The 15,103-nt window shown below is 65.0% G+C and carries 12 protein-coding genes; 8 read left to right on the plus strand and 4 right to left on the minus strand.

Translation table 11 applies throughout. The annotated features are described in order from the left end of the window. Positions 1-241: 241 nt before the first annotated feature. The 5 genes from AC2VON_RS22855 to AC2VON_RS22875 all read left to right on the plus strand — a co-directional run bounded on the left by AC2VON_RS22855 (position 242) and on the right by AC2VON_RS22875 (position 6,383). On the plus strand, positions 242-601 hold the full coding sequence (locus AC2VON_RS22855) for a hypothetical protein (protein WP_051641682.1): 360 nt from the start codon (positions 242-244) through the stop codon (positions 599-601). Between the two features lie 868 nt (positions 602-1,469). Further along, the gene (locus AC2VON_RS22860; protein ID WP_254902467.1) at positions 1,470-1,787 is read left to right on the plus strand and encodes a Fis family transcriptional regulator; all 318 of its coding nucleotides are present in this window, start codon (positions 1,470-1,472) and stop codon (positions 1,785-1,787) included. A gap of 41 nt (positions 1,788-1,828) precedes the next feature. Continuing rightward, entirely contained in the window at positions 1,829-4,990 is a 3,162-nt protein-coding gene (locus AC2VON_RS22865) for a hypothetical protein (RefSeq protein WP_231122295.1), read from the plus strand. Positions 4,991-5,220: 230 nt separating this feature from the next. Then, positions 5,221-5,706, plus strand: a complete 486-nt coding sequence (locus AC2VON_RS22870; protein ID WP_231122296.1) for a terminal protein — start codon at positions 5,221-5,223, stop codon at positions 5,704-5,706. Positions 5,707-5,771: 65 nt separating this feature from the next. Then, positions 5,772-6,383 carry a hypothetical protein gene (locus AC2VON_RS22875; protein ID WP_232232241.1) on the plus strand — a complete coding sequence of 204 codons (612 nt, stop codon included), beginning with the start codon at positions 5,772-5,774 and terminating at the stop codon, positions 6,381-6,383. Positions 6,384-6,803: 420 nt separating this feature from the next. Here AC2VON_RS22875 and AC2VON_RS22880 read toward each other — a convergent pair whose 3' ends face one another. Further along, positions 6,804-7,259, minus strand: a complete 456-nt coding sequence (locus AC2VON_RS22880; protein ID WP_139813796.1) for a hypothetical protein — start codon at positions 7,257-7,259, stop codon at positions 6,804-6,806. 212 nt (positions 7,260-7,471) lie between these two features. Between AC2VON_RS22880 and AC2VON_RS22885 the strand changes: the two genes are divergently transcribed. Beyond that, positions 7,472-7,762 carry a hypothetical protein gene (locus tag AC2VON_RS22885; protein WP_036473510.1) on the plus strand — a complete coding sequence of 97 codons (291 nt, stop codon included), beginning with the start codon at positions 7,472-7,474 and terminating at the stop codon, positions 7,760-7,762. Between the two features lie 936 nt (positions 7,763-8,698). Here the strand turns inward: AC2VON_RS22885 and AC2VON_RS22890 are convergent. Together AC2VON_RS22890 and AC2VON_RS22895 are read right to left on the minus strand one after the other, a co-directional pair. Then, positions 8,699-9,169, minus strand: coding sequence for a DIP1984 family protein (locus tag AC2VON_RS22890; RefSeq protein WP_036473513.1), 471 nt, complete (start codon positions 9,167-9,169; stop codon positions 8,699-8,701). 45 nt (positions 9,170-9,214) lie between these two features. Beyond that, complete coding sequence (locus AC2VON_RS22895) at positions 9,215-10,774, minus strand: hypothetical protein (protein WP_036473515.1); 1,560 nt, start codon at positions 10,772-10,774, stop codon at positions 9,215-9,217. Between the two features lie 76 nt (positions 10,775-10,850). Between AC2VON_RS22895 and AC2VON_RS22900 the strand changes: the two genes are divergently transcribed. Then, positions 10,851-11,378 carry a hypothetical protein gene (locus tag AC2VON_RS22900; protein WP_083063902.1) on the plus strand — a complete coding sequence of 176 codons (528 nt, stop codon included), beginning with the start codon at positions 10,851-10,853 and terminating at the stop codon, positions 11,376-11,378. Positions 11,379-11,566: 188 nt separating this feature from the next. Then, positions 11,567-13,651, plus strand: a complete 2,085-nt coding sequence (locus AC2VON_RS22905; RefSeq protein WP_231122297.1) for a serine/threonine-protein kinase PknH/PknJ — start codon at positions 11,567-11,569, stop codon at positions 13,649-13,651. A 104-nt stretch (positions 13,652-13,755) separates the two neighbouring features. On the opposite strand, the gene AC2VON_RS22910 is transcribed toward AC2VON_RS22905, so the two are convergent. Continuing rightward, on the minus strand, positions 13,756-14,163 hold the full coding sequence (locus tag AC2VON_RS22910) for a hypothetical protein (protein ID WP_486954904.1): 408 nt from the start codon (positions 14,161-14,163) through the stop codon (positions 13,756-13,758). Positions 14,164-15,103 lie beyond the last annotated feature (940 nt).

Raw genomic sequence — 15,103 nt, forward strand, 5'->3', positions numbered from 1 at the left:
AGGTTTGCACCCGAGCCGGCTGCGGGACTGATCTGATCGGCCGGTTTCGGGGGAGATGTCACTCGGAGCACCGATAGTTAAGAGCAGAACCGAGAGGATCCGCAATTGGCCAATGAACAGTCCGCTGAGCCCACATCAGGACGCCATGCATGTTTCGACGCCGGTGTGCGCGCGCCCTACCGCGGGCTCGTGTGCGACCGACGTCACGGGCACTGATCCGGCGAACCGAGGAGCCCCCAACATGGTCGCCACGACCATCACGTTCAGCACCTCCCGAGGGGTCGTCTCGTGGAGTGCGCTCGAGCGGCGCGCAGTTGGGCCGCCCGGCGGGATTGCTGGCGGCTTACTTGGTGGTGAACCAGCCTTGGTCGCTATTGTGCGTGAGATCCTTGCCGGCAGCTTGCCGAAAACAGTGCGCGTGGCAGAGCCCAACCTCGACTATATGTTCACCCGGAACCGCGACACCGCCGCCGACGTGGCCGCCGCGATGCTCGTGGCCGGCAACGGTAGAGGACGGCTTTCCGATACAGGGTGGGAGGTACTGGACGCCGCGATGGAAAGCGACCGCGCTGACGAGGATTTCCGTGGTCTGACGACCTAATTGTCGACCGGGGATTGATCAGCGACGGGGGAGGGGAATCGCCTGACCTACATGGCGGATAGATCGCGGGTGTGCGGGCTGTGGCGCGTTCTACGCATCATCATCGTGTGCGGCATGACGGCCATCGAAATTGGTGAAGGCGCACTGCGGGCCAGGGGTCGGCATGTAGACCGTGGCCGCACATTGGCGGCAGTGAAAGCTGCGATGAACGGATCCGCAGGAACATTGTTGGCTGCCGACCAGGACACGTCCGCCACCTCGCAGCCTGTGGCCGTTGGGGCACAGCGGTGGGGGCGGCGGTTCTTCCCAACCTCGGCGAGTACGGCGCAGACCACCCACGAAGGTCCATCGTATGCCTAGCCTCCCGCCGGAGGCGGTGCGACAAGGACTGCTCGCCGCGCTGACTAAAGCGGCCGGGCCAATGACGACCGCTGAACTACGGCGCGGTCTTTCAACTAGTTTCGGCGCGGACGTGGTTCACGAACGCATCTATCACAACTTGGAGATCCTCGAGAAACGCGGCCAGGTAATCCGCGCAGGCACGGTGGGTCGCCACACGACGTGGCGGCTCAGTATGGCGAACACAGTGATCGCACGTGGACTGACTAGCTGAAAGCGTTGAGTGTGACAAATAAGCAGTTTTGCGTCGTGCCTTTATGCAGGCCAGACCTGGACCAGGTCATCAAGGGGCACAAGAAACACTTGTAGACAAGCACAACGAATGCTTGTTGGTGTCACAGTTCGTGGATAGCATCACACCCGTGCTGAACGTAGCTGCAGAACGCAGGCGGCCATGACGACGACGGATCCTAGCGTCGCGTCGATTCAGGCTGCCGCGCAACGGGAATCGGCAAGCTTTGCCTCGAAGATGGCTGATTCATCTCTGGCGGCCGCAGTGGATGTCTGGCTGCGCCGCGTGGCCCGTCGCAAAGCTACACCTGCGCAACGTGCTCGACTGGTTAAAGCTGTGGAACGAGCCAGTGCCGCTGAAACCAAAGCGGTGCAGCTGACGCGCGCCGCGCTCTTACGCGCCGCCGGCCTCGATGAGCGACCCGCCGCCGCGGCGGCGATCGCGGCCGGTGCGACCTACACCGAAGTCGGTGCCGTACTCGGGATGACCCAGCAGGGGGCCAGCGCGCGCATCCGTCCGTACCTGGCCGCCCGCACGCCTGAAGGCCGCCTATGACGGACGCAAACACAGCGTCGCTAATCGTTGAGCGTCACGTCGTGATTGTCACCGGCTCGGGTGCGTTCACGGTCGGCGGTGATGTCCTTACCGGGCCGGTGGACTCCGTCGACAAGCTTGAGAAGCTAATCGAGTGGGCGCACGGCAATCGTGGCCTACTGCAGCCGATACCTGCCGGGGATGCCGATGCGGACCCTGCCCGGATATGGGTGGTAGGTGCGGGGTGTCGCCATTTGATTACTCCCGACCCCGGCGCGGGGGATTCCGGACTGGTCGAGCAGCTGGGGCGGTCGTTGGCGCCGCTGGTGGGGCGCGGTTGGGAGCTGCGGCACGGAAAGGGACGTGCGGTCGTTCTGGCTCGGGGAGTTGGCGCGCAACGTGTTTCGGTCGAGATCGTGGCCGAGCTGCATCCCTGGTTAGTCGGTGAGCGCGACGATCTTGTCGAGGACGCGGCTGAATTGGGGCGCCGCCTGCACCGGTGGTCGGCCGTGCTGGGAGCGCTGCCCGCAGGCAGCGGAGCGGCCTCGGCAGCGGTGATCAATGACCGCATCATGCGGGCCCGCGCCGGGCGGCGGGGGGCCGTCGTGTCCGAGCCCGGGGTGCTGCCGGCGAACGTTATGGCCGAGATCCGCGTTCAGCCACCTTGGTGTGCGCCTGCTTCGGAGGTCGAAGAGGAATTCGAGCACAGCGACCAGCTGGTGTGGCTGACCCAGGAATGCCCTGAGCTGGCGGCCGCGGGAACACTGACGTTCGGATACGGCCAACCGCAGGTGCTGGACGCCATAACAGCAGCTGCAGCCAGCACCGGCCAGAAGCGGCCATTCGGACTGTGGAGGGTCACGCTCCCGCCAGCTGGTGACATGCGGTTGCCTCAGATGCTGCCGCCGCCTCACCCACAGATGCGCCTTGATACGCCAACCCTGGCCTGGGTGACCACCGAGGATCTTGACGGGCTGGCCAAAGACGTCCGCGACGGCGGCGCCGGCCTGCCCGCCGCTCGGCTCGGCATCGAGCAGGCGATCGTGTGGCCCCAGCAGACCCGCCTCTTGGAAGCCTGGTCGACGCGGCTGCGCGAAGCCCGGGAAGAGTTCGCCAACGATGCGCCACTACGTGCGCTCGTCGATTCGGCTGCCGCGGAATATCTGCAGGCGCTGGCCGACCCCGAACCGTGGGCTGATCCAGCGTGGCGACAGCACTTCCAGCCAGCCTGGGCCGCGGCGATCGCCGCGCGAGTGCGATTCCGTGGCCGGCGGGCAGCGATGCGGATCTCGCGCGAATACCGGCTGTGGCCGGTGTATGCGCGCGATGCCGCGATGATCTATGCGACTGGCCTCGACGAAGCGACGGGTGAGCCAGTGGATCTGTCCGACACCCATTCCCGCCTGGGACGCATGACGGTGACCCACCAAGCGGCGGTGACTGACGAGCTCATCCTCGAGGTCCTGACCGCTGAGAACACCGCCGAGGTCGCCGCTGCGCTGAGCGCTGCACTCGAGGGACCCGGCCAACGAACGCCCATCGCCGTCGCGCCCAAGATGGAAGCCAGCAATCCAAGAGGTGTGGAGAGCCCGGCATCGGAAACCGCTGCTGTGGATGCTGACCAGGGGCCCCTCAACGGGGCGTCGGTAACGGCTAAAGGATCGGCAGCCAAGGACGATGTGACACCGTCGCCGACGACGGCCGGGACCCAATCTGGCCGCGCCTCGAACAGGGCCGTATCTGGCGGCGCACCGGCCGCGGTGTTACACACCGACGGGCTCTGGCTGGCCGATGGCACCCGAGTCGAACTGGGCCCACCGATCGTGCACGTGGGTCAGGTCGCCGAGCTTGCCTATACGCACCATCTCGGGTACCGCCTCACCGCGAAATACAATGAGCCAGGACAAATTTGGATCACCGAAGCGGCGTGCCAGGAATTCGGTATCGACGTCGCTGCCATCAGTCGCCGCGATCGCGCCAAGTCGCTGCGCCAACTCACCGAAAACATCGACTTCGTCACCGGCGCGGTCAACGAAGGATGGAGCCTAGGCGGGGCGGGGGAGGACCCTAACGCTCACCGGCTGGGCACCTGGACCCGCGTCTATCGAGACGACAAGCGCGGTGTGATGATCGCGCTCATCCCCGGCATGGGCACCGGCGCGGATGAGATGCCGATCTTGTCCGATGAACCGGCGCCAGCTCAGATCGCCAAGCGGCTGCAGCTACTGGCTGACGCGTTGCGGTTCCCGTGGAAAATCAACGCCGGTGTCACCGCGGTGGACTTGATGTTGCAGACCAGAACCAAGACGTGGTCCCCACAGGAGTGGCGCGACGTCGTCTTCGCGCCGTCGACAACCGCGCCGCCGTTCGGTATCGGAGATGTGGAATCGGACTTCGATTGGTCACGCCGACCCACCAGCGACGAACGCCAACGCCGCTACATCCACGCCTATGACCGTGGCGGCTCCTACGTGGCCGGCATCGCCGGTCTGGAGTTGCCCATCGGCGACCCAATCCACCACCCCGATGGGGCACCATTTAACGCCAAGACACCGGGCTACTGGCTAGTCGACATCCCCGAAACCCCCGACTGGCGGCTGCCCTATGTCCTCAACCCGAGAGGACTGCAGTTCACCGGCCCCAAGTGGGTATGCACCCCGACGTTGGAGCGCGCTATCGAGCTCGGCTACCAACCACAAATCCTGCAAGCATGGCTGTGGTCGCGCCACGGCCGAGTGCTACTGGGCTGGTACGAACGGTTCCGCGACGCCAGTGCGATGCTGGACCTCGACGATCCCGACGCTCAAGCCGCGCGTGATCAAGCCAAAATCATCCGCACCCACGGGATCGGCATCATCGGCTCCGATGAGCACCTCAAAGGCAAACCCGCCTACAGCCCCGAACGGCGGCTGCACGTACTCGCCAAAGCCAAGGCCAACATCGTCTACCGGCTACACCAAATCGGTGAGAAGACGGGGCAATGGCCCTTGGCGGTGGCCACCGACACGGTCCTCTACGCCTCCGATGACCCGGATCCGGTGACAGCCTGGCCTGGCGGGCCAGAGTCGTTTGGCCGCGGCTTCGGGCAGTACAAGCCGGAAGGCTCTGGGCTGCTCGACGAGCACCTCGAGCACCTCAACGGACGTGACTACCGCGGCAAACGAGACTTGATCCCCGCCCGTGAGTGGCGCGCCAATCTGTGCACTGACGCTGAGGGCTGCTGATGGCGCGCCGAGGCAGACGCAGCCGAATCAGTGCCAGCGACCTGGCGGGGTACGGCTCGGTCGCTAACGGAACGGTCGACGTCGACCGCGCCGCACGGGGCTTGGGTGCATCCAAACGCGATGTCCGCCAAGCGATCCGGCAAGCACAAGCAGCGCAAAGCAACACGTTCTTGCGGCGGATCTCAGGCCGGCGTGAGGCCGACTCCGCAGAGGGCAGCAGCATGCGAGGCATGTTGCAGGCAGTGTTCGGCCGGGGCCCGCGTGGTGGGACAGTCAACGCCAGAGCCGCCGCGCAATCACTCGGAGTTTCCCAGGGCACCGTACGGCGCTGGGCCGCTGGCACCCAACAACCGTCGAAGGGCCGACTGGCGTCGATCCGGGCAGCGGCGCGGCGCGTCACGACGACCAAACGGGGTCGACGGGGGGCCACGGCGGACTTCCGCAGCAGCTCACAAGGCAGGCAGGCGCTTCGCACTGGCAGCAAAATCTGGGTCAGCGGTGAGCAAGGCGTGGGCGGCTACGACCAGGGGTATGCGCGCGATCGCCGCGTGGCCAACGACATCAGTCCCGAGGAGATCGAGGCCCTGTTGCGGGCTTATGAGGACGGCGGCGATGAGGGCCTTCGAAAGTGGATGAAAGAGTTCTTCGACGACAAGTACGTCGCTGGCTGGGACTTCGTCACTATAGACGATTTCGGTATCGGTACCCCCGAATGAGCCTGCAAGCCAAAGCAATACGACCCAACGCTGGCCCCCGGTGGAGCCGCAAAAGACTCATCGACATGCTGCTCGACTGTTACGGCGCCACCAACCGGAACACCGTCGACGCGGCGGCGGTCGCCGCGTATGCCGGTGTCACACCCTCCACCGTTCGCCGCTGGATCTCCAAGCGACACCCGCCATCTCGGCGCATGGCCATCCCGAAACATCGGATCGCCCAACTGCAACGCGGTCCCGCCGATGTCGAGCGGCGCAACGACCAGCAGTATCGATACGCGCTCAATGCGCTCGCATCGATCGAGGACGAGAGCGCAATCCTGCCGCCCTGGCGCGAACAAGGCTGGCTCGACCCGCACACCGTGGCCATCATCGCCATTCACGCCAAGCCCTGGCTGCAAGTCGCCGTCACCAACGCCAGCACACGGGCATTAGGGGAACTGCGACGCCGGGGAACGCTAGTGGCCAGCCGGACGGTGCCGACACGATTCCACGCCCAAGTCCTGGCCCACGCCGTGATGGTCCGTCAACAAGCATGGCGAGTCCACCCCGCACCGCGCTATCTTGCTGCCGGCCGTACACAAGCCTGGATGGCAGACGCGCCCCCGGTCGACCTCGCCACGCTGGCCGCTGACCTGGGAATAGTGCACCCGGCCTCCGACCAGAGCGCCGGTTAGGCTTAGCAAGTGGTCCTGTTCAGGCGCTTCGCCGCGCGGACTCGAATCAAACGCGCCTCCGCCGAAGCCTTGAGTCAGCCGCTCTTTGGCATGCGGCGTCAGAGCTCGATCGACTCATCGGCGATCGACTTGCCATCAGGGACGGCGCCCCCCGTCGCAGCGACCCAGGCCGGGGCCCCCGCGCCGCGCTCAATGGCGGTGGCGGTGGCCGCTGAGCCAGTCAGTGAACGCCAGCATCACGCCGGTGCTGTCGTCACGCTCGAGGCATACGGGCTGGCAGATCCCTACCGACCTGACGCCTATGCGCAGTGGCTTCCTGACTGCCCGAACTGGCGTTTGACCCGCCGTGCGTACAGGCGACAACGACGCCGTCGACGACGAGTGGGCGCGGCCTGAACCAGTGTCTTGCTCGCCGGAAGGTCAGCGCGAAGCGGACTGCGTAGCTTTGGGCGCCAACGTGGGCAACGTGATTGTTGTCAAAGGATTCTGAGTGGGCCTGGTGGGGCTGCGGTGGCTTTCCTTGCTGGTTGCTATGGCCACAATCAGTGCGACAATCAGTGGAATCATAATGAGCGGCAGCCACATCCACCATTTGGTGTACGCCGGACGGGTGGGTGGAGGCGCCCATACATGGATGTGGCGGCCGCCTGCTTGGTAAGTCGCCCACCATAGCGCGTAGTCGTGAACTTGACCGGCTTGGCGGCGCAGCACCGTGCGGGCGCGCGCGTTTCGCGCCAACGAGATCGGATTCCACACCAGCGAGCCCATGCTCCACCAACCGGCCAGCATGCAGTGCTGTTGAGCAGCATCGATCGCGGCCTCGCACTGCGCATAGCTACCGGTGGTGATGCACGGCTGATTCAGCCACAACATCACAGCGCCAGTGTGTTTGAACGTGCGCACCTGAAACGTCGGCTCCACTGGCGGCGGTGGATATGCCGCCGGAGCCGAGCTTGAGGGCGCTGGATAACCCGGCGACGCTGGCGGCAGATAACCGGGTCTCGCGCCCCCGGCGCTAGGAGGATAACCGCCCGGTAGTGGCTGCGGGTTCGGCTGCGACACCCTTCGACCTCGATCTCTCAAGACGCGTGAATCTTGCAGCAATCAAAGTAGCCGAGTTTCATGACGACACGAAGCTCTTGGTGGTGCTGGTGCCGACGCTGTGGTTGCTGGTGACGGTGCAGCGCGTGCTGGCGGTATCGACTGCGCAGGTGCTGGACCACGTTGTTGGCGTAGGTCAGACTGTCGCCCGTGGGCAGCGGGATGCATCCGGCCGCACCGGTGGATTCGCGGGTGACGCCGTCGGATCCCACGCGCTGCGCGCTGAGGAGTTTTTTCGCGTGTGGTCTTCGAAAAGCCACCTGGGCTCGTGGTCGTGATCCGCATGGTTGGCTCCCTGAGCGGGCAAGCGTCTCAGGGTTTGACCCGATCTGGATGGTGCATGACCCTTCCGACCCAACAGCTGTGCGATAGGCTCGACTCGTCGGTCAAACCCCCTGCCCGGAAAGAGCTTTCGATGCGCATTGCCAGCGGGCCACGGTGGGGGTGGGCCGCATTCGCCGCGGTCTGCTTGACCGCATGTTCGTCCCATCCTTCGTCGTCGGCGCCGACCCTGGCGCCATCCACCAAGGAGCCCATACCAGCGCTGAACGGAAGCTACACGTTCACCACTGACGGCGCGCGACTCACCCGTTGACGGTCAGCCACGCGCGGGAGGCGTCGTGTCCAAGACGGTCTGGGAGATCAATGCATGCGGGCCTGGTTGCGCTCATGTGCAGTCCTCACTGGGCTGGACGGCTGAGTTACACCTTGTCGAACACACATGGCAGGCAACGCGGAAACTGCCCGCCGACTGCGCCGCGGAGCCCTCCAACATCAGCTACTCGCTTGACGCCCAAACATTGACGGGGACCGCCACCAACTCCTTACCGTGCGCGCAGCCTCCGGGTGTCGCCGTGGTCCCAGCAACCCTCACTAAGAACTGAGGCCACGGCAGGCCCAATCCTGTTCGCGGGCACGACATGCCACGAGCGGCTGGCGTGTTCTGCGCCTCGACGAGAGTGTTCTGCGAGACCCTGGTGGCGGCCTACCGCGAGGTGTATGCCCCATGCCCGCCCTCATCGTCCCGGATCTGCACGTGGTGATGTGCTGTGTGCCGTGCCCTGTCACCTGTGCGCGATGCTGGGCTGCGATGTGAAAGGGGAAATCGAATCCCCCGCACTGCCCTTCGTGCGCCAGCAGAGACCGGGCTTGGCCCGCCGGTCAAGGCTTGTGCACGCCTCCGCGACGACTACCTGCTACACCTCGGGGTCCTGTCACTCCTGTAGGTCGACCTCCCAGTTCGATCGTTGGATCCGCACGTCGAGCTCACGGAGGTCGCGGGCAACCTGATCGGCCCGGGCCCGCAGATCAGCGACCGCCACCGCAGACAGCATCTTGAGCTCTGAGCGCAATTGCCGCGTGTAGCCCTGCTGATTCTTCCCGGCGGCCGCGTCCGCTGCGCTGGTCAGAACATGGTGGCGCCACCGCAGCGCGTCGCGGCGGCCCAACGCGTCGGTCAGCGTGCCGTCCGAGCCGATCGTCGTGGCGGCGTTCGTACGGTTGATCCGCTGGATGAGGATTTGATACTCGTCGATGACGCCGTCGACTTCGGCGAGCAAGGCGGCAGCATCCTCGGCTGGTTCTTCGCCCTCCTGGTAGCGGGCGTTGCTCACGATGCGGGTGCGCAACTGTTCGATCTTGCGGACCGCATCCGCCCGCAGCGACAACGCCTCTGCCAATTTCACAGCTACTCCTTCACAGTTTGCCCAACCATGATGGTCCAGCACCGGTTAGCCGGCAACGCCTTTTCGGCTGCGCGCGGTGCCCTCAACCGGATTGGTCGATTCGAGATCCTGCCGCGCGGTCAGGTAGCTCTTCGACAAGGCGAGCGCCACGCTAGCCGCGGCGACGAGAACGTAGACCGGCAGCAGGTGCATGAAATCGGTGTAGCCGATGGCGAAGTGGACGATAAGGACCGGCGCGGTCGCGCACGCACATCCCAACAGCAGAGTCCACCACACCGCGCGCTGGCCCCGACGCCAACCCCACGTGCTGATCAACAGGACCGCCAGCCCCGCCCCGATCAGGGCGCCGCCGAAGCCCGCCCGATCATGGGCGATGAACGGCAGCAGATGCGCGTCAGCCGCCTGCAGATGATGGGCGCAGGTGCCCATGAAGCCGAGGTCGGTGGGCACAAACACCGAGGTGAATCCGACGACGGAGATGACCACGCCGGCCACCGTTAGGCCTGCGCCGACGCCGACCATCAACAGCTGCCCGAATAGCGCCCGGCGGCGCTGCGCCTCAGGCCCTTCGACCACCGGCGCCCAATGCGCCCCGGTCGCCCGCCGGCACACCGCCATCACCAGCGTCGGGAATAACACGACGACGACCACCGTGTGCAACGGTTCCACGAACCCGCCGGTGCCAAGGAAATAGAAGTAGCTGCCGAAGACAACCACACCCGAAATCAGCAGAACACGACGCGCCCACCGGTAGCCTTGGCGCATCGCCGCAGCCACGCCGAGATAGAGGATCCCGATGCCGATCATGTTGGCGGCCATGGTGATTCGATCATGCTGCAAAAAGCCGACCAGATGTGGGTTGAGCCGATGCAGATCGGCCACCGTTGCACCCAGATAGGCGCGGTCATAGCCCAGTAGCACCGGGCCCAACGCGACCACGCCCGCACCCAAGCCGGCCACGATCAACCCCAGCCCGGTCAGCGAGGCCCAGAACCAATCGGGCCAGCGGCGCGGACCCGCGGCGAGGCTGCAGCGCGACGACGGCACCGGCGAGGTGGGGGTAGCCGCTTCAATTACCCGGTTGAACCAGCCCGGCCCCGCCTCGAGTAGCACTGAGGGCCGGGCCAGCACCGTCGTCGACGCATCGGTGAGCGCAGACACCGCCGGCGCCAAATCCGCGCCGCTCAACCGCACAACGGGGCCGTCCGGATCGCCGACGCTGACGGCGTCGACGTCGCCGGCGATCGCTGCACATGTTTGCGCGTTGTCGGCCACCACGGTGACCCGGCACCGGCGGCCGGCCGCCGCGCGACGCACGGTCGCGACATCATCGACACCGACCGGGTTAATCTCGATTACCGAGGCGCCTTGCACAGGAAGAACCGCGATGGCCTCCCACGCGATCCGGGGTGGGACCGAGGCGCCGAACCGGCCGGCCCACTGCGCCGGCACAGCCGGGTGATCGAACACCAGAGGAATCCAGCGTCGCCCGCCGGTGTAGCGAATCAATGCAGCGAGCAACCGCAGTGCCCAAACCTGGCTGAGGCGCTCACCGAGCAACAACGCCGCAGGCCGACGAAGCGGCACATAAGTCCAATCCGGCACAGCCCGGATTCTGACACGCCTCGGTGTCATTGGCGCAAGGCTCAAGGCGCGCTGAAATGGCACACAACTGTGTTAGATGTGGACGAATGCAGACCAGAACCCAAGCCACGGCTACCTGGGCATGACCCGCGTACTGATCTGGTTGATGCCGCTCTACGTGCTCGCGTTCACGGCCCTCGATGCCCTCTTCGGCCCCCATCGCCAGCACGGCCCTCTACCGACAGCAGCGGTCATCGCAGCCGGCGCCGGGGCCCTGCTGTTTTTCGCAGCCGGCATACACCTGGCCGCCTCCTGGGAACGGCAACGACGAACCGCAGTCCAAAACGGGCGCAGAACTGGTGCGGCCCAAGCCTTCCTAGACCGCCACCCCCACCTGTCGGAACTGCTAGTGGTGGCAGTCGGATCCCCCTCAAATCAGGCACTGGGCTGGCTGATCGGCCTGGCACTATCCGGCGGCACCAGCTACGGCCTTACTCTCGCGCTGACGGCGGCGTTCCACGGAGCCCCTATTGCGTTGCTGGTTTCGGTGAACATCGCCAGCTACACCGTGCTGGTGGCCACCGCGACTTACCTCAACAGCCGCACGACCGCCCCTGACATCTGAGCGCCGGCGTGAACCGTTTTTCGCAGCGGTCGGACCTCGGCCGCCGACAGCCGCGAGCTGAGCCCCGGGGTCCCCGATTACTCAGTTCTTGGATTCTCCCGTCGGGACCGACGGCGGCTCATTACTCTCAGGAGCCGTGAAACCACAGCTGGCCGGCCCGCAATGACTGCGGGGAGGACGTCAACGCTATGCCATTGACGACCGGCCAGACGTTCGCCGGGTACACCATCATTCGCTTGCTTGGGTCGGGCGGAATGGGCGAGGTGTATCTCGCCCAACACCCACGGTTACCGCGCCGAGATGCCCTCAAGCTGCTACCTCGCGAGTGGTCGGCCGACGACGAATTCCGGGCCCGCTTCAACCGCGAAGCCGATCTCGCGTCGACGCTGTGGCACCCCCACATCGTCGGTGTCCACGACCGCGGGGAAGAAGATGGTCAACTCTGGATCTCGATGGACTTCGTCGACGGACTGGACGCTGCCCGGCTCCTGGCCGATCGATACCCCGCTGGAATGCCCCCCGAAGACGTCGTCCGCATCGTAAGCGGCGTCGCCAGCGCGCTAGACCACGCCCACAAGCAAGCTTTGCTCCACCGAGACGTCAAGCCAGCCAACATCATGCTCACCCATCTCGACGACAAGGGTGAGCAACGAATCCTGCTGACCGACTTCGGGATAGCTCGTAACGTCGACGACATCAGCGGGCTGACGAAGACCAACATGACGGTGGGCACGGTGGCCTACTGTGCACCGGAGCAGTTACTCGGCGAAGACCTCGATGGTCGTGCGGACCAATACGCACTGGCTGCCACGGCTTACCATCTGTTCTGCGGCTCGCAGCTCTTCCACAATTCAAACCCCGCGGTTGTCATCAGCCGTCACCTCAATGTGCCTCCACCAGCTCTGGCTGACCTGCGACCGGCACTTGCCAAATTCGACCCCGTGCTGGCCGTCGGTCTCGCCAAACGTCCCGAAGACCGCTTCGAACGTTGCTCCGATTTCGTGCACGCCCTGGCCGAACAACTCGATTCTGCCAGTGCCTCAACACCGTCGGCTCCTACCGTGTCAGCGCCGCGGGCTACCCCTTCGGTCGATGCCGAGGCCGGGCCATCGCGGCGACGGCGGGTAGCCGTAGCCGTCACCGTCGCTGTTCTTGTGGGCGCTTCAATCAGCGCGGCCGCGTTGCTGATGCGGCAGTCCTCGCACGACCAATCCGCGCGGAGCACCGCAACTACCGCGGCGCCGGCTGCGTCACCGGTCACGTTCGAGAACATGCGGGATTTCGTCACCAGCTATTACGGGGAGCTCCCAGCTCATCCCACAGACGCGTGGACAAAACTCGATAGCAAGTACCAAAACCAAACAGGGCAACGTGAATTCGTTGATTTCTGGGCGACAATACAGTCGGTGACCGTTCTTTCGGTCAGCCCCCGCGACGCCAGCAGCGTGGTTGCCGAACTCAAGTACGTCCGACCAGACGGAACATCAAGTACCGAAACCCGTTGGCTCAAAGTGGTGTTGGTGAACGGCGTGATGCTCCTCGATGGATCTGATCGCGTCGGATCAGTCAGTGGATCGCCGACGTCACCAACGCAGCCGTTATTCTCGCCAAAGGCGATCGATCAAGTGTTGCTGACTGCTGACCAGCTGAGCAAGGTGCTCGGAGTGACCGTCGCCAGCACTCCCGCCGGTGATGGGGGCGGCGGCCTTGCCATTGAATCGTCGTCGTACGGGATGTCGGATCATTCAAGCCAAGTCACGCCACGATCATGTGTTGGCGTGGTGTTCACCGGTGAGCATGACGTCTATGCCCCCTCCCAGCCCACCGAAATCAAAACTCAAACCATTGGCCACGTGTACCTCGGTTCGCCGGGCCCGCACCTCATCGAACAAACCGCAGCGGTGTATCCCTCCGCGAAAGACGCCCAGGACTTCTTGAATTCGGCGCAGGCTCAATGGAATACCTGTGCGAAAAGTGAAGTCGATGCCTCCCTGGGCTTCGAGAACGGCGCCGGTTATGTCTTGGGCCCAGTGCAGCGGCAAGGAGACCTCATCACCGTTTCCATGGCCACAAATAGTGGGGAGAACGGGCCAGATGCATGCCAGCAGGCAATGGGAGCCCACGGGAACGTCATCGTCGAAACGCGCAGCTGCCAGGTCCCGAAGATCGCTTCAAACTACGACCCCGATCAGGGATGGCCGCGGGATCCTGCATGGGCTGTCCCCGATGCCAAACGGGTGGCCACCGCAATGCTGGGAAACGTCAAGCCGTAACTGCTGCAGCCGTACTAGTGCAACTTCATCTGGGAATCGGCCGGTGCGTGGGCCCCGATCGGCAAAAGCCGAAAGTCCGCCCTGACCTTACCCGAGCGGATAGGTCAATCCATCCGGCGCTCACGAAGCCGGAAGATGAGTCTTTGCCGCCAGTTCGCGCCCGGCCCAGATTTCAGGAGCTGGAATTGAGAGCCTGAAAGCCCGCTCGGGTTGCCGCGCGGATCGGCCCCCGTGATCAAGACCGGGCCACGCAGCAAGGGCAGGGTGAATGCCGACATCGTCGCAGCGGCAAAGAGATTGAGTGTCGCCATGCGATTAACCGGCGCATTTCGGCCGGTATGGCCGAACCAAAACACCGCGCCGCCACGAGCGGTGAGCGTTTCGACTTGCTTGCCGATGCAATCGGTTACGACGTGATCGCTGATCGCGACCAGGTGCATCCGTTCCTCAGCAGTGACGACGATGCCCAGCTGGGCCCGCGTCAAAAGTAGCGCTTGCTCGTAGGGATCCATGGAGTCGCCCTTGCTCAGCGGAATCGTCCCCACATACCCGTATTTGAGCACACCAGGGGCGGCCATTGGGCGGGGTGGCCACCAGCCTCGGCCCGACGCGGGTCGCGAGCGCGGTCGCCGCATGCGGCGACGACCGGTGAGAGGACGGCAGCTGCGGATCCCGGCACCTCCCGCTTCTACTCGACCTTGCCCGGCAAGGAGCTGCGCGACGCACCTTTGCGTAACATCATGAGCCAGGCGAGGGAGTGATGATGAACAGTCCGGAGGACGGGGAGACCACCAGCGCCTCGGGGTCATTGGCGCGAGAAGGCGGCGAAGAATCCCGCCTGGTCGCACCGCATGATGATCCGGAGCGCACGGTGGTCGTGCCCCGCGGGCACTCGCACGACGACGAAGAATGCACCGTCGTGGTGCCCAACCCTCAGCAGTTGGTTGACGACCCTGAGCGCACAATGGTGGCGCCCCCGTCGCTCGAGCCGCGACGCAGTGAAGACGCCGACGTCGCAGATGACAGCCGACGAGGTAGGCCTGTCCAGGCCGCTTCCGACGGACAGTACGGACAACTCGGGAACTGGCAGCCGACCCCGAACCAGGAAGCCAGTCCGCCATCTGGGCCTCCGCCAACGGCGGCGCCGCCGCAGCATCCGAGGCCTGCCCCTACACCGGGCTATCCGCCTGCTGCGCCCCAGAACGCATCAGCACCGGCGGTTCCCCAGCCGGGTTTCGTTCCCCAACCACTGCACTATGGGCCGGCCAGCCAGTACAGCTTCCCGCCGCCCGGGCCTTACGCCGCCGCGCCCTACGGCCCGGTTGCACCCGCACGCCCCAGGCGCCCTCAGCGGTCTAACCTCGATTTTGCATACCGGTAGGCCGGGGTGCGGGTTGGCCGCGGATTGGCTTGTGCATTCAGTATTTTCGGGTTTTGACATGTTTACTCGCC

The organism is Mycobacterium sp. TH-M82 (assembly GCF_057473605.1).